Source organism: Acidimicrobiia bacterium (genome assembly GCA_012959995.1).
Lineage (GTDB): Bacteria > Actinomycetota > Acidimicrobiia > Acidimicrobiales > MedAcidi-G1 > MedAcidi-G2B.
The window spans coordinates 1-22586 of record DUCC01000022.1 but is presented as its reverse complement, the minus strand read 5'-3'; the positions used below and the strand labels follow the sequence as shown (position 1 = coordinate 22586).

At 56.1% G+C, this 22586-nt stretch carries 28 protein-coding genes; 16 read left to right on the top strand and 12 right to left on the bottom strand.

The window, feature by feature from the left end:
* Window positions 1-31 precede the first annotated feature (31 nt).
* A complete protein-coding gene (gene rsgA / locus EYQ49_06365) occupies window positions 32-1030 on the top strand; it encodes a ribosome small subunit-dependent GTPase A (GenBank protein ID HIG25495.1) in 999 nt (332 codons plus the stop codon).
* A 3-nt stretch (window positions 1031-1033) separates the two neighbouring features.
* Here the strand turns inward: rsgA and EYQ49_06360 are convergent, their stop codons facing one another.
* Window positions 1034-1312 (bottom strand): arsenate reductase, encoded by a 279-nt coding sequence (locus EYQ49_06360; GenBank protein ID HIG25494.1) that lies wholly within the window; start codon window positions 1310-1312, stop codon window positions 1034-1036.
* A gap of 126 nt (window positions 1313-1438) precedes the next feature.
* Between EYQ49_06360 and EYQ49_06355 the strand changes: the two genes are divergently transcribed.
* Complete coding sequence (locus EYQ49_06355) at window positions 1439-1663, top strand: hypothetical protein (GenBank protein ID HIG25493.1); 225 nt, start codon at window positions 1439-1441, stop codon at window positions 1661-1663.
* On the top strand, window positions 1660-2610 hold the full coding sequence (locus EYQ49_06350) for an asparaginase (protein ID HIG25492.1): 951 nt from the start codon (window positions 1660-1662) through the stop codon (window positions 2608-2610). Before EYQ49_06355 ends, EYQ49_06350 begins: the two co-directional genes overlap by 4 nt.
* Here the strand turns inward: EYQ49_06350 and EYQ49_06345 are convergent.
* Window positions 2607-3053, bottom strand: a complete 447-nt coding sequence (locus EYQ49_06345; protein HIG25491.1) for a GntR family transcriptional regulator — start codon at window positions 3051-3053, stop codon at window positions 2607-2609. The two genes, EYQ49_06350 and EYQ49_06345, sit on opposite strands and share 4 nt — an antisense overlap.
* 117 nt (window positions 3054-3170) lie before the next feature.
* Here EYQ49_06345 and EYQ49_06340 point away from each other — a divergent pair, with 117 nt between their 5' ends.
* From EYQ49_06340 to rraA, 3 genes are all read left to right on the top strand, one after another.
* Window positions 3171-3509, top strand: a complete 339-nt coding sequence (locus EYQ49_06340) for a P-II family nitrogen regulator (protein HIG25490.1) — start codon at window positions 3171-3173, stop codon at window positions 3507-3509.
* Window positions 3510-3622: 113 nt separating this feature from the next.
* Window positions 3623-3904 (top strand): arsenate reductase, encoded by a 282-nt coding sequence (locus EYQ49_06335; GenBank protein ID HIG25489.1) that lies wholly within the window; start codon window positions 3623-3625, stop codon window positions 3902-3904.
* Between the two features lie 2 nt (window positions 3905-3906).
* A complete protein-coding gene (rraA, locus tag EYQ49_06330; GenBank protein ID HIG25488.1) occupies window positions 3907-4398 on the top strand; it encodes a ribonuclease E activity regulator RraA in 492 nt (163 codons plus the stop codon).
* Between the two features lie 3 nt (window positions 4399-4401).
* On the opposite strand, the gene EYQ49_06325 is transcribed toward rraA, so the two are convergent.
* The gene (locus tag EYQ49_06325; protein ID HIG25487.1) at window positions 4402-5223 is read right to left on the bottom strand and encodes an enoyl-CoA hydratase; all 822 of its coding nucleotides are present in this window, start codon (window positions 5221-5223) and stop codon (window positions 4402-4404) included.
* Between the two features lie 106 nt (window positions 5224-5329).
* On the opposite strand from EYQ49_06325, the gene EYQ49_06320 reads away from it, so the two are divergent.
* The 5 genes from EYQ49_06320 (at window position 5330) to EYQ49_06300 (ending at window position 8839) form a co-directional block, all read left to right on the top strand.
* Complete coding sequence (locus EYQ49_06320; protein HIG25486.1) at window positions 5330-6415, top strand: Zn-dependent alcohol dehydrogenase; 1086 nt, start codon at window positions 5330-5332, stop codon at window positions 6413-6415.
* Between the two features lie 58 nt (window positions 6416-6473).
* Entirely contained in the window at window positions 6474-6665 is a 192-nt protein-coding gene (locus EYQ49_06315; protein ID HIG25485.1) for a ferredoxin, read from the top strand.
* A 14-nt stretch (window positions 6666-6679) separates the two neighbouring features.
* Window positions 6680-7882 (top strand): FAD-dependent oxidoreductase, encoded by a 1203-nt coding sequence (locus tag EYQ49_06310; GenBank protein ID HIG25484.1) that lies wholly within the window; start codon window positions 6680-6682, stop codon window positions 7880-7882.
* Window positions 7873-8364: a hypothetical protein gene (locus EYQ49_06305; GenBank protein HIG25483.1), complete on the top strand. Its 492-nt coding sequence runs from the start codon at window positions 7873-7875 to the stop codon at window positions 8362-8364. Before EYQ49_06310 ends, EYQ49_06305 begins: the two co-directional genes overlap by 10 nt.
* A gap of 70 nt (window positions 8365-8434) precedes the next feature.
* Window positions 8435-8839, top strand: a complete 405-nt coding sequence (locus EYQ49_06300; protein HIG25482.1) for a thioredoxin — start codon at window positions 8435-8437, stop codon at window positions 8837-8839.
* A gap of 7 nt (window positions 8840-8846) precedes the next feature.
* Here EYQ49_06300 and EYQ49_06295 read toward each other — a convergent pair whose 3' ends face one another.
* Window positions 8847-11270, bottom strand: a complete 2424-nt coding sequence (locus tag EYQ49_06295; protein ID HIG25481.1) for a M1 family peptidase — start codon at window positions 11268-11270, stop codon at window positions 8847-8849.
* Between the two features lie 75 nt (window positions 11271-11345).
* On the opposite strand from EYQ49_06295, the gene EYQ49_06290 reads away from it, so the two are divergent.
* From EYQ49_06290 to EYQ49_06280, 3 genes are read left to right on the top strand one after another with little or no spacing between them, the layout of a single operon-like run.
* On the top strand, window positions 11346-12353 hold the full coding sequence (locus EYQ49_06290) for an adenosine kinase (protein HIG25480.1): 1008 nt from the start codon (window positions 11346-11348) through the stop codon (window positions 12351-12353).
* A 43-nt stretch (window positions 12354-12396) separates the two neighbouring features.
* Window positions 12397-13257: a crotonase/enoyl-CoA hydratase family protein gene (locus EYQ49_06285; GenBank protein HIG25479.1), complete on the top strand. Its 861-nt coding sequence runs from the start codon at window positions 12397-12399 to the stop codon at window positions 13255-13257.
* Between the two features lie 36 nt (window positions 13258-13293).
* Window positions 13294-14490: a winged helix-turn-helix domain-containing protein gene (locus EYQ49_06280; protein ID HIG25478.1), complete on the top strand. Its 1197-nt coding sequence runs from the start codon at window positions 13294-13296 to the stop codon at window positions 14488-14490.
* On the opposite strand, the gene EYQ49_06275 is transcribed toward EYQ49_06280, so the two are convergent.
* Together EYQ49_06275 and EYQ49_06270 are read right to left on the bottom strand one after the other, a co-directional pair.
* Window positions 14491-15951 (bottom strand): hypothetical protein, encoded by a 1461-nt coding sequence (locus EYQ49_06275; protein ID HIG25477.1) that lies wholly within the window; start codon window positions 15949-15951, stop codon window positions 14491-14493. It abuts the gene before it with no gap.
* Window positions 15948-16646 (bottom strand): carboxylate--amine ligase, encoded by a 699-nt coding sequence (locus EYQ49_06270; GenBank protein HIG25476.1) that lies wholly within the window; start codon window positions 16644-16646, stop codon window positions 15948-15950. Before EYQ49_06270 ends, EYQ49_06275 begins: the two co-directional genes overlap by 4 nt.
* A 17-nt stretch (window positions 16647-16663) precedes the next feature.
* On the opposite strand from EYQ49_06270, the gene EYQ49_06265 reads away from it, so the two are divergent.
* Window positions 16664-16915 carry a hypothetical protein gene (locus EYQ49_06265; GenBank protein HIG25475.1) on the top strand — a complete coding sequence of 84 codons (252 nt, stop codon included), beginning with the start codon at window positions 16664-16666 and terminating at the stop codon, window positions 16913-16915.
* Entirely contained in the window at window positions 16916-17218 is a 303-nt protein-coding gene (locus tag EYQ49_06260; GenBank protein HIG25474.1) for a peroxidase, read from the top strand.
* Here EYQ49_06260 and EYQ49_06255 read toward each other — a convergent pair.
* Genes EYQ49_06255 through EYQ49_06230 form a run of 6 tightly spaced genes read right to left on the bottom strand, consistent with a single transcriptional unit; the run spans window position 17215 to window position 22388 of the window.
* Complete coding sequence (locus EYQ49_06255; GenBank protein HIG25473.1) at window positions 17215-17598, bottom strand: DUF126 domain-containing protein; 384 nt, start codon at window positions 17596-17598, stop codon at window positions 17215-17217. The two genes, EYQ49_06260 and EYQ49_06255, sit on opposite strands and share 4 nt — an antisense overlap.
* A complete protein-coding gene (locus EYQ49_06250) occupies window positions 17591-18859 on the bottom strand; it encodes a DUF521 domain-containing protein (GenBank protein ID HIG25472.1) in 1269 nt (422 codons plus the stop codon). Before EYQ49_06250 ends, EYQ49_06255 begins: the two co-directional genes overlap by 8 nt.
* Window positions 18860-18861: 2 nt before the next feature.
* Window positions 18862-19935: an adenosine deaminase gene (locus EYQ49_06245; GenBank protein HIG25471.1), complete on the bottom strand. Its 1074-nt coding sequence runs from the start codon at window positions 19933-19935 to the stop codon at window positions 18862-18864.
* A 32-nt stretch (window positions 19936-19967) separates the two neighbouring features.
* A complete protein-coding gene (locus EYQ49_06240) occupies window positions 19968-20819 on the bottom strand; it encodes a phytanoyl-CoA dioxygenase family protein (protein ID HIG25470.1) in 852 nt (283 codons plus the stop codon).
* The gene (locus tag EYQ49_06235; protein HIG25469.1) at window positions 20819-21547 is read right to left on the bottom strand and encodes an amino acid ABC transporter ATP-binding protein; all 729 of its coding nucleotides are present in this window, start codon (window positions 21545-21547) and stop codon (window positions 20819-20821) included. The genes EYQ49_06240 and EYQ49_06235 overlap by 1 nt, the downstream gene beginning before the upstream one ends.
* Before the next feature lies 1 nt (window position 21548).
* The gene (locus tag EYQ49_06230; GenBank protein HIG25468.1) at window positions 21549-22388 is read right to left on the bottom strand and encodes an amino acid ABC transporter permease; all 840 of its coding nucleotides are present in this window, start codon (window positions 22386-22388) and stop codon (window positions 21549-21551) included.
* Window positions 22389-22586 lie beyond the last annotated feature (198 nt).

Below are 22586 nucleotides of genomic sequence, written 5' to 3'. Positions count from 1 at the left end.
TTGGAGCCCTTAGCCCATCTAACATCAGACCATGACAGTAGACCTCGCCGCTTACGGGTGGCACGGAAACCCCCCGTCTGGAGACGGAGTACTGGGACGCATCGTCCGGGTTGACCGCGGCGAATGCGATGCCATCACCGCCCACGGGTTGCTTCGCGTGCTTTCCGACTCGCAGCGGGCGCAAAGCGAAACCGCCCCGGCCACCGGCGACTGGGTACAAATAGACCAAGACGCCGAGTTGGGCCCGCTGATTGCTGAAGTGCTCCCCCGAGCCAACACGGTGTCGCGGCGCGACCCCTCCGAAGCGGTAATTGAACAAGTGCTGGTAGCCAACGTTGACCTCGTGCTCATTGTGCACGCCCTCGACCGGCCCTTGCCGCCGGGCCGTTTGGAGCGTTTTTTGATTGTGGCCGAAGACAGCGGCGCCGAAGTTGCGTTGGTGCTTACCAAAGCAGACCGCGTGGAACCATCTTCAGAAATGGAAGCCACCATTCGAGCGGTAGCTCCCGAGGTGGCAGTACTGGTGGTAGCTCTCGGCCGAGAAGAAACCCAAGGGCTAGACGCAGTAGAGGCCCTGCTGAGCCCCGGCCGCACCGTGGCTTTGCTGGGAGAATCAGGAGCCGGAAAGTCAACGTTAATCAACGCTTTTCTCGGCGAGGAACAACTCCCCACCGGCGATGTTCGCCAAGGCGATAACAAAGGGCGCCACACTACGGTCAGCCGAGAACTGGTACTGCGCCCCGCCGGCGGGCTACTAGTAGACACCCCGGGTATTCGAGCCGTAGGCATATGGGACGCCCAAGAAGCCCTAGACCGAGTGTTTGGCGACCTTGAAGAACTGGCGACCACTTGCCGCTTTAACGATTGCGCTCATGACGCCGAACCGGGTTGTGCAGTAACCGAAGCGGTAAAAGACGGTATTGCTGATGCTCGCCGGGTGGGGCGCTACCGAGCGCTTCACGCGGAACTAGCCGAGCAACGCCAACGCGAAGAAGAACGGCAACGCAAAAAACAAGGCCGCCGCCGTTAACGCTTAAGGCAACAAGTTAAGGATTAAATCTGAAGGCCGAGCAATGACCGCCTGGCCGCCAAGCACACCCACCGGGCGCTGCATCGCTTTGGGGTGCGCCAACAAAAGGTCGACGATTTGGTCGGCGTTTAAACCGGAGGGGTTAACACCGTTGGCCGGATCGGCACGCACCAAATCAGCCGGCGGGCCAGCGAGTAGGCGCAAAAACCTTTGCAAAGTGGGGCGATCTAACGGATCTTTGAGATAGTCAATGACGTCGAACTCGACGTTGCGCTCTTCCAAAAGGGTTAAGGCGCCACGAGACTTACCTCAACCAGGGTTGTGGTACAACAACAGTCGGTCGCTCATAGCCGAAGACTAGCGCAGTCATGTCGGGTTTCGGGACGCCGACTCTTTAAGGTAATGGCTATGTCAATTATTAAAGAATTTCGTGCCCATCCGGCCACCGTGGGAGAGAGTTATACCCAACATGGCGTTCGAGCGTTGGCTATAGCTTTTCGCCTCATAAAAATTGGTTTGGCGGCTTTCGTGCACGCTTTAGTGCCTGGATTATTCAAGACCACGGCCAGCGACGAGATTCTTGTACTGAACGAAGAAATCGTGGCCTTGCGACAAAAAGCGGCTCAGCAATGAGCAATCCGCCACTCCAGGTAGAACTCACCCGGGCAGGCATTGGAGAAAGCGTCCACCTGGTAGATGCCGTGGTGGTAGATGTCGAGGGCCGGGTGCAACAAACTTGGGGGGATTTTTCTCGCCTCACCTTGCCCCGGTCGGCTACCAAACCTTTACAAGCCTTACCGCTGGTAGAAACCGGGGCCGCCGACGCCTTCAACCTCAGCACCGTGGAACTCTCCATGGCCTGCGCCAGCCACAACGGAGAAGCAGCCCACGTGTCCACCGTAGAAGCCTGGCTAGCCAAAGTCGGGTCGGGTCAACAAGACCTGGCCTGCGCCAGCCACTCGCATAGCGAACCTCGGTTAAAAGCCGACGACTACTGCAGCGGTTTGCCCACTCCGGTGTCAAACAACTGCTCGGGCAAACACAGCGGCTTCATCACCCTGATGCGTCACGAAGGTGTTGAGATTGACGGCTACCTGGATCCCGAGCACCCTCTGCACCGGGACTACATCACCCCCATGCTGGCCGAAATGTGCCACTTCGACCCGGCAGCTCAAGCACCAGGCATCGATGGTTGCGGAGTCCCGGTGTGGGCTATACCGCTCACCGGGCTAGCCACCGGATGGGCCAACCTGCCCGGCCGGCCCGCCGGACGCCGGTTACTGGATGCCATGATTGCTGAGCCCTTTTATATGGCCGGCACCGGCCGATCCTGTACCCGCATCAACACCGAGGGGCAAGGACGAGCCGTAGTAAAAACAGGGGCCGAAGGGGTGTTCTGCGGAACCCTGCCTGATCAAGGCTTAGGGATGGCGCTCAAAGTGCACGATGGTGGTTCACGAGCTTCAGGGGCGGCCGCCGCCTGGCTGTTGCATCAACTCGGAGCACTCGATTTTGACGGCACCGACGAGGTAACCAACCACGCCGGCCGGGTGGTCGGGGAGATACGGGTACGGGCCTAACCCTCGGCAGTTTCCTCAGCGGAAAGTGCTTGTTCAAAAGCGGCAATGGCCTGGTGAAGTTCAATGCCAAGTTGGCGCACCTCAAAAGCGAAGCGCTGAGCAGATTGTTTGAGGCGCTGGCGGCGCTCTTCCATGGGTTCAGAGTGCGGCGGCTCGTCAGCAACGAAGGTTCCAGAACGGCCTTGCCCCCTAGTGATGCCATCGCTCTCCAGTTCACGATAAGTACGAGCCACCGTGCCCGGAGCGAGACGCAACTGTTCGGCCAATTGACGTACGGTGGGAAGACGGCAACCGGGCTCAAGCCGGCCGACTGCCACCATGACAGAGATTTGGGCTCGGAGTTGCTCAAAGAGCGGAACGCTGGTGTGGGAGTTCAAGCGTAAAACGAGACGGCGGGATTGGCCATGGTGATCGGTGAACTGTGCGACAAGAGGAGCGGCCATTTGTTCATTGTACTAATACAATAAACAAATAGAAGCTATTTTGTCCTTTACTCTTGCCATGTCCACTAGTACAAAGCATAGTTGTAGCAATTGTTCACCAAAAAATAGGAGATCTCAATGCAACTAGTAACCGCAGTAATCAAACCCTTTAAACTCGACGATGTAAAAGACGGCCTTGCCGCAATGGGCATTCAAGGCATGACGGTTAGTGAAGTTCAAGGCTTCGGTCGACAAGGCGGCCACAGCGAAACCTACCGAGGTACCGAATACAAGGTGCTCTTCACCCCCAAAACACGGGTCGAAGTAGTCGTAGATGACGATCAAGCCGACGCCGTAGTTGAAGCAATCGTAGACGCCGCCCGCACCGAAAAAATCGGCGACGGCAAAGTATGGGTCACCGAAGTAAGCAACCTGGTGCGCATCCGCACCGGTGAACGCGGCTCCAGCGCCGTTTAAGGGATCAACTCATGACCAACCTCACTGTTTTTCATAACCCTCATTGACACGCCTCAAAAAATGCCTTAGCGGTCGCTGAGGAACTCGGAGTAGAAATCAATGTGGTGCTCTACATGAAAGAGCCCCCCACCGCAGAACTGCTGACCCGCATCGCTGCGGGCTTAGACGGACCAGTAGAAGACCTAGTGCGCAAAGACTCACAGTTCAAAAAACGTGAACTCAACGCTGACCACTATGTAGGCAACCCCGAAGCCGTGGTGGCTTTGTTGGCCGACCGAAAAGCTTTGCTCCAACGCCCGGTATTAGTGCGCGGCGACCTTGAAGGCACCGGGCCGTTAGAAGCCTGCGTAGGCCGCCCCAAAGACAAGCTTTACCAGTTCATTGGCCAAAAATAGCCATGACCGAACAAGCCCCTTGGGCCACCGCCGACCTTTGCGACGCCCACGGCGAAGATGTGCAAGTGCTTGACGGCGGGTTCGCCAACTATGGCGGGGTAGCGAGTTTCTCTGGGCCACTTACCACCTTGGCTGTAGAAAACGACAACACCTTGGTACGCACTGCTTTAGAAGAACCCGGCCAAGGACGAGTATTGGTGGTGGCCGGCCACGGCTCAACAACCTGTGCCTTATTGGGCGGCAACCTCGGAGCATTAGCCGCCGCAAATAACTGGGCCGGCGTAGTGGTTGACGGCTGCGTGCGCGACCTCGACGAGTTGGCGACCCACGCCGTAGGAGTACGAGCCCGCGGTGCTTGCCCCCGACGCAGCGTAAAAGCCGGAAAAGGCCAGCGAGATGTTGCGGTAAAAATAGGCGAAATAACCCTAACCCCCGGCATGTTTCTCTACGCCGACGCCGACGGCCTGGTGGCAGCCCAAAAAGCTTTGCTCTGACCCCTAAGGAAAGTTCGGCGGCCGTTTTTCACCCAATGCCGCCACTCCTTCAGAAAAATCAGGCCCCGCCATGTGTTCGTTCAAGCGGTCTAATGAATCCTCAACCGAGGTAGCAACGTCGCGATGCAAATCTAAATAAATCTGATGCCGGGTGGCCGCCAAACTTGACCGCGCCACCGGGCCCAAAAACTCGTCAATCCACCGGTGGACCTGACCCATAAAATCTTCCGCCTCAAAAACCGCAGTCACCAAGCCCAGAGTGTGCGCCTCTTCGGCCAGCACCACCCGACTAGTCAACAACAAGTCATTGGCCCGCCCCAAACCAATCAGGCGAGGCAACAACCAAGACAATCCATATTCGGCCGGCAACCCCAACTTGCCGTGCGAAGTAGTGAGTTTGGCCCCCGGCACAGCAAAACGCAGATCAGCAAAACACGCCAGCACCAAACTAATGCCCGCCGTTGCCCCATTAAGCGCCGCAATAACCGGTTTAGTCAAACCAAAATGGTAAGCAAAATCGGCATCAAAAACCGAGTCAACCCCGTAGCCCGGAAGCGCAATATCATCAGCGACCCCCGAGGCGTAACCACCGCGGTCAACGTGGCCATCTAAAGCCCCAGCATCGGCCCCTACCCCAAAAGCTTTTCCCTCTGGGTCGCCGGTAACCACAATGACCTTGACCGTTGGGTCCTCTTCGACCTGTTGCAGCAACCACCGGTACTCGGTGTGCATACGGCCCGTCCACGCATTACGGCGCGGCGGACGCGACAACACGATGACCGCCGTGGAATGGTGGCGTTCTAAACGGGTGACCTTTAACTCCATAGGCAAAAGGTAGCCCGCAAAAGGCGAAAGAATGCTGTTGGCCACCTTCACCTCAAGGAACAAAACCCACTACGGTACAGAAACAACCATTTACAGGGAGAACCACATGCTGGCCGCAATAATGACCAAAGTCCCCACCGACGAACTCGTCATCGCCGACGACGTCACCCTCCGGGACATGGGCCCCGGCGACGTCAAGATAAAGATCGCCCACAGCGGGGTCTGCCACTCTGACCTCTCGGCCATGAACGGCACCATTCCTCAAGCCCCACCCGCCGTGTTGGGCCACGAAGGAGCCGGGGTAGTCACCGAAGTAGGAAGCGCCATAACCCACGTGGTGCCCGGCGATCACGTCATCATTGCCTTCTCCCCACCCTGCGGCACCTGCGCCTATTGCACCGGCCGCGGCCAGCCCAACCTGTGCCTCACCGGTTACTTCACCATGAACTCCAACCCCCAATTTCGCCAAGGAGACAACGTGGTGGGCTCCATGACCGGTTGCGGAACCTTCGCCGAAGAAACCATTGTGGCCGGCATTGCCGCTATCAAAATTGACAACGACGTACCCCTTGACGTGGCCGCCTTGGTGGGCTGTGGGGTAACCACTGGGGTAGGCGCAGCATTGAACACGGCCAAGGTAACCCCCGGATCATCGGTCATGGTTATCGGTGCCGGCGGCGTAGGGATTGCGGCCATTCAAGGAGCGGCTATCGCCGGAGCGGCGGTCATCGTGGCCGTGGACCTTCACGAAGGAAAACTTGACCGAGCCAAAGCCTTTGGCGCCACCCACGCTGTGGTGCCCGACGATGTACCGGCGGTAATGGCCGAGATCACCGGGGGCGAAGGGTTTGACTTCACCTTGGAATGCATTGGCTTGCCTACCACCATGCGTCAAGCCTTTGACCTGACCCGTCGGGGCGGCACCGCTTGCATCGTCGGCGTGGGTCGGGCCGAAGAAACTTTTGAACTTTCGGCTTTCGAAATGTTCTTTTCAGAAAAAATCTTGGTTGGCTCCATGTACGGCGGAGCCGACGTGCGCACCGATTTCAACCGTTTCTTACGGCTTTACAAAGCCGGGCGCCTAGACCTTGAGGGCATGATCTCTCGCCGTATCAAGCTCGACGAGGTCAACGATGCCTTGTCCTGCATGGGCGACGCTGATGTGATTCGTCAAGTTATTGACTTTGACTGATCCCCAAGAGCTTTATGATCTAGGGTGACCAAAGTACACAATAACCGAAAGGCTCATCATGCGAATTGTGGTTGATTACGACCTCTGCGAAAGCAACGCCACCTGCATGGACCTCGCCCCGGATGTATTTGAAGTACGAGACGACGACTTTCTCTATGTGCTGAACGAGACCCCGAGCGACGACCGTCGAGAAGTAATGGAAGATGCAGTGCGCCGTTGCCCCAAACAAGCAATAGCACTTAAAGACTGACGCCGGTTAAACCCGTGCGAAAATCTATAACCATCGTCGGGGCTTCGCTGGCCGGCTTACGCGGTGCCGAAGCGCTACGCCGAGACGGGTTTAACGGCCCCATTTCGTTAATAGGCGACGAACCCCACGCTCCCTACGACCGGCCACCGTTGTCAAAAAAAATATTGGCGGGCGACTGGGAAGCCGACCGAGCGGCCCTCACCCCGGCAGAACGTTTCGCAGACCTCAACCTTGACCTCCGCTTAGGTAGCCGAGCCACCAAACTCAATGTAGACAGCCAAACCCTGTGGGTAGACGGTGAACCGGAGGCTTACCAGGGGTTGCTAATAGCCACCGGCGCCCGCTGTCGAACCTTGCCCGGCACCGAAGGTATGAACGGGGTGCACACCCTGCGCAGCCTCAACGATTGCTTAGCGATTCGCACCGCACTGGAAGCCGGCCCCCGCCGACTGGTGGTGGTCGGTGCCGGTTTCATTGGCGCCGAAGTAGCAGCGACTGCGGTAGGGAGGGGCGTACCCACCACCCTGATCGAATCATTAGCAGCACCCTTAGAACGAGTAGTGGGGAACATGGTGGGGGAGGTGGTGGCCGAAGTGCACCGGTCAAACGGGGTGGATTTGCGGTGCGGGGTCGGGGTGACTGCAGTGCACGGCCGAGAGCAAATAGAAGCCGTAGAACTCACCGACGGCACAATCATTGAAACCGACTTGTTGGTGGTGGGCATTGGCGTGTTACCCAACACCGAATGGCTAGAGGGCTCGGGCCTGACCATTGAAAACGGTGTGGTCTGTGACGAAACCTGCTTAGCAGCACCAGGGGTGACGGCCGCCGGCGATGTGGCCCGCTGGCTAAACCAGCGTTACGGCGAACTCATGCGAGTAGAGCACTGGGACAACGCGGTGGAACAAGGCCCCTACGCTGCTCGGCGTTTACTCGTTGATCAACCGGCCGACCCATTCACCCCCGTGCCGTGGTTTTGGAGCGACCAGTTTGACCGCAAAATCCAGTTAGCGGGCCGCCCCAGCCCCGACGATGAGGTGCAGATCGTGAACGGCTCAATTGAGGAGCATCGCTTCGCGGCTTTTTACGGCAGCCACGGAAAACTCCGAGCAGTTTTTGGTATGAACCGGCCGCGCCAAGTCATGCAAGGTAAAAACTTGTTAGCCCAAGGAGCCAGTTGGCAAGAAGCTCTCGCGGTAGCCGCAGCATGGGAATAAAGCATGGGGTCTGGGCGGTGGGCTTATTGCTGGTTGTTTCCTGCGGATCAGAAACCGTAGAAAGTTTTGATGTACCAGCGTTAGAAGAAAGTATTCCTGAGGTGCTGGCCCCTGGTTTTCCGGGCGTGGTGGGCGAGGTGGAATGCCAAGAAGTAAACGATTCGTTGACCTGCACCGCAGAAATAGCTGGAGAAAAAGTTTCTCTCGACGTTGAGGGCCCCAACGGCGACGGCGAAGTTGCGGTGTCTTTCGCCGGAACCCTCATTTGGGGCGCCGAGGTAGCCCAACAGGTTAAGCAACAACTTGACGCTGACTTGGGGTTGGATCACACCGTTTCTTGTTCCCCAGAAGTCCAGATAGCCCGAGCGGACCAAGAGTTTGCTTGTCTGGTAGAGGAACCCGCAGGACGCCAGTACAAATTCATGGCGCAGTTACTTGACGCTGAAGGTTCTTTCCGACTTTCTTTGGTGGTGGACGGTTGATGAGGCTTGGGTGGTATTCGCCAGCCAAGATAATTTTGTATAGTTCTCTTTGTTAGAAGTAAGGAAAAATATGGGCAAAAGATTTTTCGCACGAAATGATAAAAACAAACCAGAGGCAAAGGTTGCGGCGCCACAAGAGCCAGCGCCCATTACCGACCTTGGTGAAAGTGACTTCTTTGACTCACTAGATGGCCACGCCACTGTGGTGGACTTTTGGGCCCCCTGGTGTAACCCATGTAAAACACTGCACCCAGTATTTGAAGAAATCGCTCGTAACCAGGCCACGGAAAACGTTCATTTTGTTCGAGTGAATATTGATGAGTCTCCGGGCCTGGCCTCTGCCTTGGGTATTATGAGTATCCCGACGCTGATGCTTTGTGATCTTGGCGGTAACGAAGTAGACCGCATCACGGGCATGCCCAACCGTCAGCGGTTAGATGCGTTCGTAGCCCAAGCCGGCTCTTTGACGACTTAACTGTTTTTTACTTACTAGCCAAACGTTGGGCCAAGCGCACGTTTACTCGGCGGCGCTCTCGGTGTTGAGCCACCACTAATGCTCCCTGGGGCACCGGATGCTGATCTAAAAACTGGTCCACATCGGGGTGAAGATTTGGGTCGATCAAAGCCCGGACACCTTCTAACAAACGGGCGATACTGTTGGAAGGCAGCTGGCTGGAGAGGGTGCCCCAATGCTCGGTCACCGTAGCCCACACCAAGTTGCGGTGTTCGGGGTGCATAAGCGCTTGGCGAAGAATAAACGGGGCGTCCTGGGAGCGGATGCCTCCGGCGACGATTTCTTCAAGCAAGACCAGGAGCTCTTGTTGTCCAGGAAAAAGCGCCAAAGCTCGCAAGAAACGCTGCTCTTCTTGAGCAGTGGTTGCTTGGTCGGCTCGTTGGCGAAAAAGACCGAAGGTAGCAGCATCACCAAAACGGGCGGTGACGCTCACGGCGGCCGCCGTTACCGCCGGGTCAACAGCCCCAGAAGACCAAAGTTCCCGGCACCGGTCAATAGTGGGCTGGTGATGGCCCAGTTGACCCAAAGCACCCAAAAGAAGGCCCCGGAGTTGTTGAGTGCGTTGATCCTCGTGGAGCGGGCCTGACCAACTCAAGGTTTCGGCCAAAGGAAGCAGCAAGTCAACTACCCCGGCAACCGGTCGGCCCGGCGAAAACAAGTCAAGGGTGGTGAGTCCACCCAAAATGGCTTGCCACACCGCTAAATCGCCGTCAAGGGCGTAAGGCTCCATAGCAGCCACAAACTGGTGAGGGTCTTGACGCCCCGCCAGCGTTTGAGCCCACCGGTCGCCAATCAGATTAGCTCGTTCGGCTGCAGTGGTGGCCTGAGCCTCCGGCAAAGAGGAGCGATAAAACCCAGAAGCATCAGCATTGAGGTTGCACAGCGGTGCATCAAGTTGCACCGTGACCGGTTGGTCGCCGGCCAGCAAAACTGCTTGCGTTCCCTCGGTGGTACGCAAACGCACCGGAATCGACCAGTGCTGGTCGGCCCCTCCGGGGTTGTAGCGAAAGGGCTGTTGACGCAACGTCAATGTCTCGCCGGTTACCTCGCCGGTTACTTCGGGGTGGCCGCCTTGAAAAATCCAATCCTGCATTAAATCACCCACCGGTTGCCCCGAAACCTCCTCAAGGGCTTGCCACAAATCTTCATTGTCGGTGTTGCCGTAAAGATGGTTAGCCAAATAACGGCGCACCCCGTTGCGGAAAACCTCTTGGCCTAAAAACTGTTCCAACATGCGCACCACGGCGGCGCCTTTTTCATAAGTCAACAAATCAAACATGCCTTCGGCGTCGGCCGGGGTTTCCACCGGATACTCAATGGGCCGGGTAGCGGCCAAAGAATCAACGTCCAAAGCGGCCGCTCGAGAGGTGCCAAAACCCGTCCAGATGTCCCACTGAGGGCGAAAAGTCTCCACCGCTTTCATCTCCATGAAAGTGGCGAACGCTTCGTTGAGCCAAATGCCGTTCCACCAACGCATGGTGACCAAATCGCCGAACCAAAGGTGGGCTAGTTCGTGGCTAAGCACCGCAGCGACCGCTTCAAGTTCTTGTTGGGTGGCTTGCTCAGGGTCTACCAACAACAACACTTCTCGAAAAGTGATACAACCCAAGTTTTCCATGGCCCCAAAAGCAAAATCGGGCAAAGCCACCAAGTCGACCTTGCCGCCCGGTACGGGCAGGTCATACCACTCGGCAAACCAGCGGAGTGAATGGGCTGCCACCTCTAAAGCAAATTGAGTGAGGTGCCCTTTGCCCGGAGGATGAATGACCCGTACCGGAATACCTCCCACATCAATGGGGTCGGTAGCGGCCAAAGGGCCCACTACAAAAGCCACCAAGTACGTAGAAAGCGCAATGGTGTCGGCAAAAACCACCCGATCTACCTGCGGAGTCAACGAAGTACGAGAAACCTCTGCGCCATTAGAAATAGCTAGCAAACCCGAGGGGGCATCCAAAGTAATACCAAAAGTGGCTTTGAAATCCGGCTCATCAAAACAAGGAAAACACCGTCGGGCATCGGTGGATTGAAACTGAGTGGTAGCCACCGTGTGGTCTTGGCCTTCGATGTTCAAGGTACTGCGGTAGAAGCCCCGCAACCGGTCATTGAGGATGCCGGAAAATTCAAGATCGATAGTCAACGGCCCGGCAGCCACTAACCCCGAAAGGGTAAGTTGCTCAAGGTCAGTATCAAGGGAGAAACCTACCGCTTGGCCATTTACCTGAGCCGAAGAAACATTGAGTTCAATGGCGTTGAGCGTCAACTCCTTTAAGGCTTGGTCGGCGGTGGCCTCAATGCGCACCGAACCGGTGAAGGTGTGATTTTCAAGATCCGGCACCAAATGCAAGGCGTAATGCTGGGGGAGTACGGTGCGGCTTAAACGATGTGACGGCATAAAGACAGATGCTAGTGGTGGCGAAGCAGAGACTTCGTGCCACAATGGGTTTCTAATAATTTTGACCGGAGGTCAATGGTGGGTACAACAGAAAACACGGCGACTTTTGACGTGGTCGGTGTCGGTAACGCCATTGTTGATGTGCTGGCCGAAGTAGACGACGCTTTCATTAACCAGCACTCGCTGGCTAAAGGCGGCATGACCCTCATCGACGCCGACCGAGCGCTACAACTCTACGAAGCCATGCCGCCCGGGTTGGAAATCAGCGGAGGTTCGGCGGCCAATACTATGGTTGGGGTGGCCGGTTTTGGCGGGCGAGCGGCTTATATCGGCAAAGTCAGTGCCGATAGCCTCGGTGATCATTTTGGCCGAGACCTCGCCGAAGCCGGGGTTAACTTTTCGGTTCCGGGATCCCCCGAAGGCTTACCCACGGCCCGCTGCTTGATTCAAGTGACCCCCGATGCGCAGCGCACCATGAATACTTTTCTGGGGGTTTCGTCGCACCTCACCCGAGACGATGTTGACCCCGAACTGGTGGCTTCGGGAGCCACGTTGTATTGCGAGGGTTACCTCTGGGATCGTGAAGTAGCCAAAGATGCTATTCGGTACGCCATGGATGCCGCTCGAGAAGCTAACCGTCGAGTGGCCCTCACCATGTCGGACCAAATGTGCGTTGATCGCCACCGCCAAGAATGGCAAACCCTGCTTGATGACCGGGTAGATGTGGTGTTTGCCAACCGATCAGAACTCTGCGCCTTTTATCAAGTTGACGATCTAGATCAGGCGGTAGATGCAGTAGCTAGTCACGTGGAGTTGGCTTTCATCACCTTGGGGCCACGAGGTTCGCTTGTCGTCAACGGATCGCAACGCATTGAGGTGCCAGCTGACGAACTCGACGGGGTAGTGGATACCACCGGAGCCGGCGACCTTTATGCTTCCGGAGTGCTTTACGGCCTTAGCCGTGGGGTAGCGCTTGAACAAGCGGGCCGCTTGGGGAGCATCGCCGCCGCCGAAGTAATCAGCCACCTCGGAGCCCGTCCGGGTGATAATCTGACCGAGGTAGCGCAACGTATTATCGGGTGACCCAATCAGGCACAAGAGGTCCCGGGGTATTAGCGTTACCGCTATGACTGACCAAATGATTTGTTTTGATGTAGAAGTTACTGACGGCGTGGCCACGGTAACCATGAAACGCCCCGAGCGTTTAAACACCATGATCCCCGAGTTCTGGGATGAACTGCCGGCCTTGGTGCGCGACCTTGATGCCCGGGGCGATGTACGAGCGGTGGTCATTGTCTCCACTGGTAAGCATTTCAGCGCCGGCATGGACCTGGCGGTCTTTGGTGGTGGAGCAGGCGGCAGCACCAAAGAGCGAGGCCGTACCGCAGCCAACACCCGACTCAACGTGCTGCACCTGCAAGAAACTTTTTCTGCTCTAGAAAAAGCTCGTATGCCAGTGCTGGTGGCCATTCAAGGCGGCTGCATCGGCGGAGCAGTAGACATGGTGACGGCCGCGGATATGCGCTACGCCACCGAAGACGCCTTCTTTTGCATTCAAGAAATAAACATTGGTATGACGGCCGATGTCGGTACCTTGCAGCGCTTACCGAAACTGATTCCCGAAGGAGTATGCCGAGAGTTGGCCTACACCGGTCGCCGTATGCCGGCCGCCGAAGCCAAAGCGGTGGGCTTAGTAAACGAAGTGTTCCCCGACCACGAAACCATGTTGGAAGCAGTACAACTGGTGGCCGCCGAAATAGCCAGCAAGTCACCGCTGGCTATTTGGGGCACCAAACAAATGATTAACTACACCCGTGATCACAGCACCGCCGACTCGCTGGATCACATCGCTACCTGGCAAGCCGGCATGTTTGTAGCCGTCGACATGAAAGAAGCTTTTGAGTCGCAAGCCGAAGGACGAGACAGCGATTTTGAAGACCTGTTTCCGTTTCAAGGCGGCGTGGGAGCACTCACCAAAGACGATTAGGCAACATCAAGAGTAAAAATAGGCCAGACTAGGGCCATGAGATCTTTGTCTGGCACCGAAGCACGCCGCGTCGCTTTGCGGGCTCAAGGGTTTGCCGACCCTGCCCCAAAGGGCCCGGTAACGGCGCAGCACTTCAAACGCGTGATAAAACGCCTCGGACTGTTACAACTCGATTCGGTACAAGCGGTATGCCGGTCGCACTATTTGCCGGTCTACAGTCGCCTCGGGGTATACGACCAAACCACTTTAGATAAATGGCTATGGCATTCAGGAAAAATGTTCGAAACTTGGTCGCACGAAGCCTCGGTAGTGCCGGTCGAAATTGAGCCCTTGCTGCGATGGACAAAACGTGAAGCCCGCCACGGCGCTACCTGGGACGGCTTGCACAAAATGGCTACCCAACGATCGGGCTACGTCGCGGGAGTGCTGGCCGAAGTTCAGCAAAACGGGCCACTCAGCGCCGCCGACCTCAACGACCCTCGGCCCCGCAAAGGGGACTGGTGGAACGGTCGTTCAGAAGGCACCCGCTCATTGGACTGGTTGTACCGAGTGGGTGAGGTAGGTATTCGCCGCACCGATAATTTCAAAAGGCGATACGAATCTTTTGCCGAGGTCATCCCGGAACACATTCGTCACCAAACCACCCCCACTGACGAAGAAGCTCAACGACAACTTTTACTCATAGCGGCTCGCTGCCTCGGGGTAGCTACGGCCAGCGATCTGGCTGACTATTTTCGGATGAAACTCCGGGTGGCGCGCCCTCGCCTGGCCGAGTTGTTAGAAGAACGGTTGCTGCTTCCCGCAGAAGTAGAGGGCTGGGATGAGCTAGCGATGGTGGTTCCTCGGGGGCCAAAGGCCGACCCGGTAAAGGCTCGGGCTTTGTTGTCGCCGTTTGACCCTGTGGTGTGGTGTCGGCCTCGCGCCGAGCGACTGTTTGGCTTTCATTACCGCATAGAAATCTATGTGCCGGAAGCCAAACGAAAATACGGTTACTACGTGTTGCCCTTTCTTCTTGGTGATCAGTTAGTGGCTCGGGTAGACCTTAAAGCCGAGCGAACCACCGGCCGGTTGTTAGTAAAAGGCGTTTATGCAGAAACCGGCGTAGCGAAAGAAAAAGTTGCTCGGGAACTTTCGAAAGAACTCAAGCGGCTGCAAAAGTTTCTTGGGTTGCAAGAAACCGTGGTGAAGCGCCGCGGCAACTTGGCCAGTGCCCTCCGGTCTTTTAGTAAATAGCTAGCGGCGAGCGTTGCGCCACTGAGCGTAAGAAACCAAGTGACCGAGGGCTTCTACCGCACGATCGGCGGAGGCGTAACACAACCGGCCTGAGTCTTTGACGGCCTGCACCATCGGGTTTCGCGGATCTGTTGCGGCGATTTCTGAAGCCACCAACACTGGGGTGTGGTGTTTGCTTGATGCCTCGGCCGCTGCTTCGGCGTAGCGGCGTTCTTGACGCTCATGAAAATCCACAATGCGCTCAAGGCCGTGATCGGGGTAAAAAGGGCCCAACCGGGTAAGCGCTGCGGTGTTGCCTTGAATGCCTAGACCCAGTTGCACAATGGCATCAATGTCGGGGTGGGTGGCCGCCAGGTTAAGTATTTCCGGAATGGTGTCCCGAGTTTCTCCGCCGGCAAAATCCACCGGGTTGTTACGGCTCCAACGTGGGGGAAGGAGTTGGTCAATGCTGGCCTGGAGATCTTTAGGTAGAGGCGCCAAGTTGAGTCGGCGGTGGCGGGTAATGGCATCAGCGGTAATGACCCCCCAGCCCCCTGCCGTGGTCAGCACCAAGGTTTGACCACCCGAAGGGAGGGGTTGGGTAGCCAAGGTAGCGGCCGCTTCGAAAGCGCTTTCAATGGTGGCGGCCCGAACCAAGCCGGCTTGGCGGGCCACCCCGTCAAAAACCCGATCGTTGGTGGCTAGCGAGCCGGTGTGTGAAGCGGCCGCTTTTTGCCCGCCACTGGTGGCACCGCCTTTAACCACCACCACCGGCAGGTGGGGGGTGATTTGTCGAACCCGTTCGGCAAACGCTCGGCCATCTTTGAGGCCTTCGATATAGCAAAGAGCGACATCGGTTTCGGGGTCGTCGGCAAACCATTCGAGATAATCGGCCAACGAAGTGGCTGCTGCGTTACCAGCCGAAACGGCGCGACTAATACCGATACCGGTTTGGGTGGCGTAGTTTTCGAACGCCGAAACAAAGTTGCCGGATTGCGAGGCCACACCGATGCGACCACGGGGCGGGTAAGGAGCAACGATTTGTGCACAAAGGCCTATCGGGGGAGAAACCAGGCCTTGCCCATTGGGGCCCGCCAGCACAAGGCCCAAATCGTTAGCTAAAGCCACCAAACGAGCTTCGGCCTTGGCGCCTTCGGGGCCGGCCTCGGAATACCCGCCGGTTACCATGAACACCGCTTTGATGCCGCGAGCGGCGGCGGCCCTTAGGAGTTCTTCGTTGGCGTCGGGTGGCGTGCAGACCACCAAAAGTTCGGCGGCGTCTTGCGGTACTTCATCCAAAGAAGCAATGACCGGTTGGTCGAGCAAAGTGCCAGACGAACGGCCCAAAGCAAAAATCTGACCCTGGTAGCCGCAAGACAAAAGGTTGTGGAGAACCACAAAACCGAACTTGCCGGGATGGCTCGAAACACCGGCCACCACCACACCCGAGGGTTCAAAAAGAGGGGAGAGGTTACGGGTCATGATTGAGCCTCGGCCACCTCAACGAGAGCATCAACGGCTACCGGTTGGCCGTCGGTCACGATGAGCGGGTTCAAGTCAACAGAAACAATGTTGGGGTCCTGAGCGAGGGTGCTTAAGGCGCAAAGAATGCTGACCAGCGTGGAACGGTCCACCGCAGGTTCGCCGCGAAAAGCACCCAACAACGTTTGTGACGCCAGGTCATCAATGAGTTCCTGGGCATCAAGGGGGCTTAACGGGGCCAAGCGAAAGGCCACGTCGCCGATGGCTTCGGCTAATACCCCACCCACGCCCAGCATGACGCAGGCCCCGAACTGCTCATCGCGTACCAAGCCGGCAATCAACTCTCGATTGCCGGTCACCATAGGAGAGATAAGTAAATTCACTGGTCCATCTTCGGGAAGGGCAGCGGCCAACAACTCGGCGGCGGCCGCCTCAACCGATGCAGCATCGGTCAATTTTAAGCGCACCAAGCCACGTTCGGTTTTGTGCGCAATAGCATCACCGCACAATTTTACGGCAACGGGAAAGCCCAAAGTTTGAGCGGCCTGGGCTGCTTGTTGGGCGGTCTCAGCACTGGCCCACGAAGAAACCAATACTCCGGCGTCCGCTACCAAAGTGCGGGAGTGGGCTTCAGAAAGAGTAGGCACGAATAGTTTTTCTAGCAGGCCAGAGCGGTTGGGTTCTACATGGGCCAATGTGCGAGACTACAGGCATGCCCTGGATTGAGACCGTACCCGATGACGAATGGACCGAAGGCGCCTTGGCGGAAATGTTCCCTCAGGTCGTTGACCAGCAGTCTGGCCGGGTGGATCACATCATGGCCGTGCATTCATTGAACCCGCAAGGCATGCAAGCCCATCAGTATCTTTATGCCTCGGCCATGTCCGGCACCAAAACTTTACGCAAGGTAGAACGCGAGTTGGTGGCCTTGATAGTGAGTTTGGAAAACCACTGCCACTATTGAATTGTTCACCATCGACGCGGTCTGCGTCGCTTGCTTAAAGATGATGAGTTGCTGGTGGCCGTTGAAAGCGATTGGGCAACGGCTGGCCTTTCGCCGCAACGCCAAGCCATGCTGGCTTTTGCCCTCAAGTTGACGGTGACCCCCGGTCAAATGACCAAAACTGATGCCGAAATGCTCACGGCGGTTGGTTTTACTGATCGAGACATTCTTGACATTGTTGAAGTAACGGCTTACTTCGCTTACGTCAACCGCCTCGCCGATGGTCTCGGTGTCGAACCCAACGAATCCTGGTACGAGAGCTAGAGCGACAAAGAATCACCGGTGATGTAGGTGGCCAAGGTTTGGGGAGACACCACCACCACAGGGAGGGCCACGTCATAGAGTTCGGCGGCCACGATGGCCCCTAAAGCCACAATGGCATCGGGGTGTTCCATAATGATGGCTGCCGGAGCAGTGCCGCAACGAATGGCCTCTAAAAGCACCGCACTGGCAGAACTAGAACCTCGGCCCGAGGGCATAACCAACATGGTGCCGCTTATCGACATCCCAACTTGAGGGTGATGTTGATCAATGATGCGTCCGGTAGTCGCATCTAAGCCACCCCACAGACTCAACGGCTCATCAAGACGCAGCACCAAACCCTCGGCTTGGCCCGGGCAAAGAAAATGCGGGAAGTCAGCCATTAGCCCACAGGCTTTCATCCACGGTCACCACGCCGTTTATTGCAGAGTTAACGCATTCTGCGGTACTGGCCAAGGTCACCTCCACCCCAAGGTTGCTAGGGGCGTAATAAGCCCACTTGGCCGAGTCGGTCATGGCCGGGCCAGTACCGCCGGTCAACGCCGGAGACAAATAAGTGCAGGTATCGACCACCACGGTCACCCCTGCTGCTTCCAGCGTGCCCAACCAACCTCGCAGTTGCAGTTCGTGATAAATGCCTCGCCCAGTAGAAACTAAAAAATTCACCGAAGGATGTACCTGGCGGCCGGACAACAACGGAACCAAAACAGCAAACTCGTCAAGCGAATAGTGCGGCGTCCCCAAACACACCGAGCTCAAAGAAAGACCCGTAGCAGTAGAAAGCGAAGCCCGGGCCTGGTTTAAGTCAGTCAGCGAAACCTGCATGGTACTTAGCGGATCAACACCACCCAAGGCCTCAGAGAGCGTAGGGGCCTCTGGGGTGCTACCTACCATATGGAACATCCCGATGCCCCCTGAGGAAGCCGCCGCCGCCCCCAAAGACTTCAAACGATGCTCCGGCTGGCCACCGGGCACCCCAGTAACCACCGGAACCTGCACGCCAGTAGTCGCCCCCACCAGCGCCCCCAACACCGGAAACAACCAATCGGAATCCAACAAAGCAGAAGGAAGACCAGACACATCAAAGACTCGTCTGGCCCGACGGTTTTCTTGCAAATGCAAACCAGCAGCAGGAGCGCGCCCCGTGATAGACGCACAAATATCAATGAAATCGCCGTAACGGTCGGTTCGCGCCCCCAACACCGAGTTAGCGAAAATAATGGCGTTGGACTCCGCCCAAGCCACATGCTGCCCAAAACCCGGCCGCTCATCAAGTTGGTAAGGGGCGCAAGTCCAAGTGGGCTGACCACCCAAACCTTTGTAGCACTCAGTCAAAAGCCGACTCTGCTCAGCCTCTTTGGGGTCACCGGTAAAAAGATCCGGATGTAATAAATCCAGCGAAGAAACATTAAGTGTGGTGGGCACCTTTACCGAAGCACCCAAAGCCAGCAAACGTTCGGCGAACGCCAAAGTGGAAGGCCCGTGGTAGAGGCAAGAATCCACGTGCGCACCCGAAATAGTTAGGAGTTGTTCGGCTTCTAAGGCCTCGGCCAAACGCACCACAATGCGCATAGCCATTTGCGCACCCGGCCCAGAGCCACCGTCAAGTAACTGCTGGTCTTCGGCAGTGAGGCGCAACGGCATGACTACCCTTGGTCAATAAGCGCGTCGTAGCCCGGTTTGATGACCTCATTGATGAGATCAAGCCGCTGATCAAAGGGCAAAAAAGCGCTCTTCATGGCGTTGATGGCGAGCCAACGAAAATCTGGTAAACCCCAATTAAAAGATTCGTGAAGAGCCATCATCTCGGAAGTCATAGAAACGTCGCTCATCAAGCGATTGTCGGTATTTAAGGTGACACGAAAACCCAACGACCGCAACAAACCAATGGGATGGTGAGCGATACTTTCAACCGCACCAGTGTGCACATTAGAAGTAGGACAGAGCTCTAAAGGAATACGGCGGTTGCGCACAAAGTTCGCTAAACGCCCCAATTGGGGTTGACCATCACGATCAAAGGTGATGTCATCAACAATGCGCACCCCGTGGCCCAAACGTTCCGCTCCACAAAACTGCACCGCCTCCCAAATGGAGGCCGGGCCAAAAGCTTCCCCGGCATGAATGGTGAAATGAAAGTTCTCTCGCTGCAAATATTGAAAAGCCTCCAGATGCAAAGTTGGGGGGTAGCCCGCTTCTCGACCAGCAATATCAAAACCCACCACACCTTGGTCACGGTGACGAACCGCCGCCTCGGCCACCGCTAAAGAATCTTGCGAAGTTCGCATGGCCGTAACGAGCGTGCCAATAATGATCCCCGACTCTGCGCTGGCTTGATTAAAACCTTCGGTGGTGGCTTCAATGACCTCATCAAGCGATAAGCCTTCCGCGGTCATCAACGACGGTGCGTAACGGATTTCGGCATAAACCACTCCATCGGCTGCTAAATCTTGTCCGCATTCGTAAGCCACCCGTCGACAAGCGTCGGCCGTTTGCATCACCCCCACGGTGTGTTCAAAAGTTTCCAAGTACAGGCCAAGGTCTCGACGGTCTGCGCCTAAATGAAACCATTGGGCAAGTTCTGCAACGTCAGTAGAAGGAAGCCCTTGGTAGCCGTATTGGTCGGCTAACTCAATAACGGTGGCGGGGCGAAGACCGCCATCGAGGTGATCATGAAGCACCACTTTGGGTGTTTGGCGCAGAATTTCTAAATCAAGGTCCATGGTTCAGCCTAGCCACAACCAGCGAAGAGGAATCACGAAAAACCGCGAAGCGGGAGGTCGCGAGGCCTTTGTAGCCAATTGTCAGCGGCGTATTGAGTAGTTCCGTCAATAATGTGCAAGGTATAAGCCCGCCGGGCCGTCGTTGACGTATTGGGTGCGCTCCAGTGGGGGAGAAGCCCCGAAAAGGCCACCAAAGTACCAGCTTTTACCTCCACCGGAACCAGTTGCTTCATGTCGTAAGGAGTGGGGTCAAGCACCTCAGTGACCGTGCCCGAAGCGGTTAAACGAGAACGACTCCGTACCGGTTTGGTATGGCCACTAGGAAGCACCCACAAACACCCGTTGTCTACCGTGGCATCATCTAAAGCAAACCAAAGGCCAATCACCGACGGTGGATCGGTCCATAAAAAAGTGTGATCAGTATGGCAAGCCACCTCGCCGCCAATACGCGGGGGCTTAAAAATGACCATGGACTGTAGAAGCAAAGGGTCAGCCACCCCCAGTTGACTCACCAAATTGGCGAGGTCTGGGGTTCGAGAAAAATGGTCAAAGGTTGGGTCAAGATCGTGCATTGCGTGACCAATTTTGTTCAGCGCTTCTGCAAAAGGAACACAGAGTTTTCCGCCCGCATCAAAAGCGCCATCTTCAAAAAAAGGCCGGATGGTGGCCCCCGAAGAAAGAAACCACTCATCTTGTGCATGGCTTTGTTCGGTGGTAGAAAAAATTGTGGTGGCCTGCGGCGAGAGATGGTTGGCGAAGCCGGCAACCAAGGCATCGATTTGAGTGTTCAGGCACGCCAACGATTGCTGATCCACGAACTCAGGAAAAACTAAAAAGCCATTGTTGTTCCATGAAGATCGGTGTTCTTCGGTCAACCCGCCCATTAGTAAAGAATCTTGGCGAAGAAGTCCTTAGTGCGTTGCTGCACAGGGTTGGTGAAAACCTCTTCCGGGGGGCCCACCTCAACGATTACCCCTTCGTCAATAAACACCAAGCGGTCAGCGGCAGCACGAGCGAAACCCATCTCATGGGTAACTACCACCATGGTCATGCCCTCAGCGGCCAAACCCAGCATGACATCAAGCACCTCTTTAACCATCTCGGGGTCCAAAGCAGAGGTTGGTTCATCAAAAAGCATTACTTTGGGTTCCATGGCTAACGAGCGAGCAATAGCTACCCGTTGTTGCTGGCCACCAGAAAGTTGGCGAGGGTAAGCATCAGCTTTTTCTGGGATATCTACTCGGGTGAGTTGCCGTAAAGCGATTTCGTTTGCCTCATCTTTGCTGTACTTGCGTACTTTTCGCAAAGCCAAGGCCACATTTTCGAGCACCGTGAGATGAGGAAAAAGGTTGAACTGTTGAAAAACCATGCCCACTTCGGCGCGCACCGCATCAATATCGGTTGCTGGGTCAGTTAACTCGTGGCCATCAACGACTACCGAACCCTCGGTGGGGATTTCCAATAAGTTGATGCAGCGCAACACCGTGGATTTTCCAGACCCACTAGGCCCCACAATGACCACTACTTCGCCTTCGTTGATCTGAAGGTCAACGTTACGCACGGCATGAATTGTCTTGTCGAAAGTTTTAGAAAGCCCAGTCAAAGTGATCATCTCAGCGCTGCCCCTTCCGGTCGCGGCTCATTCGCCGCTCAAGGACACCCAACAACAAAGAGAGGCTGAGGGTCAAAATTAGATAGATGAAGGCCACCACAAAGTAACCCTCGCGAAACTTAAAGGTGCTGGCCGAAAATTGGCGGGCTCGTTGAGTGATCTCAAGTACCCCCAACACAGAAAGAAGCGAGGTGTCTTTCAAAATAGCAATGAAATCATTGCCCAACGGAGGGATGATGGCTCGCATGGCTTGAGGAAGCACTACCGAGTTCATGGACTGCCGGCGAGTCAGCCCCAGCGAGCGGCCGGCTTCGGTTTGGCCAGGAGGAACCGACTGAATGCCTCCACGAAAGATTTCAGCCATGTAAGCCCCATAAATAAGGGCCAAGGTTACGGTGGCCCGCATTTGGAAAGAAAGGTCAAAAGTCCATCCAAACCAAGCATCTAAACGGCTATTAATGGCTTCGCTGGTTTCAGGAACCACAATTAAAGCCACGGTAAAAATAAGCGGCAAAATAGGTATACCGCGAATGAACTCAACGTAAGTGCGGGCCACGTTGCGGAGCACCACGTTGCGTGAAAGTTGCCCCATGCCGGCCAACAGTCCGATTATCAGGGCAATGGCGAAGGCCTGCAAAGTCGAAATAATGGTGATGCGCAAACCGGGGATAATGCGGTCCCAAGCCAAGTCGTAGTTTTCATTGGTGGCGATTTGCCACCCCATCCAAAGTAAAATGGCAAAGATCAAGGCACCCCACCAAGGGAAGGTATCCCACCAAGGGCGCTCGTCGCTCAGCTGTTTTTTGCGTGCCGGAGCTTTTGCCGGTGCTTCGGATGTCACGAAATTTTCTCCCGATATTCAGAATCAGAGTGTTAGAGAAGCACCCTACTTGCTGGGTTAAACACAAAGGGCCGGGGAGCGACTGTTGTCTGCTCCCCGGCCCTGTTGTTTACTTAATGTTTATTCGTCGCCGAATGAGTATCCGGTGGATTGTGAACCGTCCATAAGGGCGGCATCAAGCGCAATAATCATGTCTTG

What these genes read in the sequence shown, in the direction of transcription:
- EYQ49_06255 (HIG25473.1), bottom strand. Translation starts at nt 17,598, where the DNA reads ATGGCTGACTTCCCGCATTTTCTTTGCCCGGGCCAAGCCGAGGGTTTG.
- EYQ49_06250 (HIG25472.1), bottom strand. Translation starts at nt 18,859, where the DNA reads ATGCCGTTGCGCCTCACTGCCGAAGACCAGCAGTTACTTGACGGTGGC.
- EYQ49_06335 (HIG25489.1), top strand. Translation starts at nt 3,623, where the DNA reads ATGAAAGAGCCCCCCACCGCAGAACTGCTGACCCGCATCGCTGCGGGC.
- EYQ49_06300 (HIG25482.1), top strand. Translation starts at nt 8,435, where the DNA reads ATGGGCAAAAGATTTTTCGCACGAAATGATAAAAACAAACCAGAGGCA.
- EYQ49_06345 (HIG25491.1), bottom strand. Translation starts at nt 3,053, where the DNA reads ATGGCCGCTCCTCTTGTCGCACAGTTCACCGATCACCATGGCCAATCC.
- EYQ49_06340 (HIG25490.1), top strand. Translation starts at nt 3,171, where the DNA reads ATGCAACTAGTAACCGCAGTAATCAAACCCTTTAAACTCGACGATGTA.
- EYQ49_06305 (HIG25483.1), top strand. Translation starts at nt 7,873, where the DNA reads ATGGGAATAAAGCATGGGGTCTGGGCGGTGGGCTTATTGCTGGTTGTT.
- EYQ49_06295 (HIG25481.1), bottom strand. Translation starts at nt 11,270, where the DNA reads ATGCCGTCACATCGTTTAAGCCGCACCGTACTCCCCCAGCATTACGCC.
- EYQ49_06265 (HIG25475.1), top strand. Translation starts at nt 16,664, where the DNA reads ATGCCCTGGATTGAGACCGTACCCGATGACGAATGGACCGAAGGCGCC.
- EYQ49_06315 (HIG25485.1), top strand. Translation starts at nt 6,474, where the DNA reads ATGCGAATTGTGGTTGATTACGACCTCTGCGAAAGCAACGCCACCTGC.
- EYQ49_06325 (HIG25487.1), bottom strand. Translation starts at nt 5,223, where the DNA reads ATGGAGTTAAAGGTCACCCGTTTAGAACGCCACCATTCCACGGCGGTC.
- EYQ49_06350 (HIG25492.1), top strand. Translation starts at nt 1,660, where the DNA reads ATGAGCAATCCGCCACTCCAGGTAGAACTCACCCGGGCAGGCATTGGA.
- EYQ49_06290 (HIG25480.1), top strand. Translation starts at nt 11,346, where the DNA reads ATGGTGGGTACAACAGAAAACACGGCGACTTTTGACGTGGTCGGTGTC.
- EYQ49_06320 (HIG25486.1), top strand. Translation starts at nt 5,330, where the DNA reads ATGCTGGCCGCAATAATGACCAAAGTCCCCACCGACGAACTCGTCATC.
- EYQ49_06245 (HIG25471.1), bottom strand. Translation starts at nt 19,935, where the DNA reads ATGGACCTTGATTTAGAAATTCTGCGCCAAACACCCAAAGTGGTGCTT.
- EYQ49_06285 (HIG25479.1), top strand. Translation starts at nt 12,397, where the DNA reads ATGACTGACCAAATGATTTGTTTTGATGTAGAAGTTACTGACGGCGTG.
- rsgA (HIG25495.1), top strand. Translation starts at nt 32, where the DNA reads ATGACAGTAGACCTCGCCGCTTACGGGTGGCACGGAAACCCCCCGTCT.
- EYQ49_06280 (HIG25478.1), top strand. Translation starts at nt 13,294, where the DNA reads ATGAGATCTTTGTCTGGCACCGAAGCACGCCGCGTCGCTTTGCGGGCT.
- EYQ49_06235 (HIG25469.1), bottom strand. Translation starts at nt 21,547, where the DNA reads ATGATCACTTTGACTGGGCTTTCTAAAACTTTCGACAAGACAATTCAT.
- EYQ49_06275 (HIG25477.1), bottom strand. Translation starts at nt 15,951, where the DNA reads ATGACCCGTAACCTCTCCCCTCTTTTTGAACCCTCGGGTGTGGTGGTG.
- EYQ49_06355 (HIG25493.1), top strand. Translation starts at nt 1,439, where the DNA reads ATGTCAATTATTAAAGAATTTCGTGCCCATCCGGCCACCGTGGGAGAG.
- EYQ49_06240 (HIG25470.1), bottom strand. Translation starts at nt 20,819, where the DNA reads ATGGGCGGGTTGACCGAAGAACACCGATCTTCATGGAACAACAATGGC.
- rraA (HIG25488.1), top strand. Translation starts at nt 3,907, where the DNA reads ATGACCGAACAAGCCCCTTGGGCCACCGCCGACCTTTGCGACGCCCAC.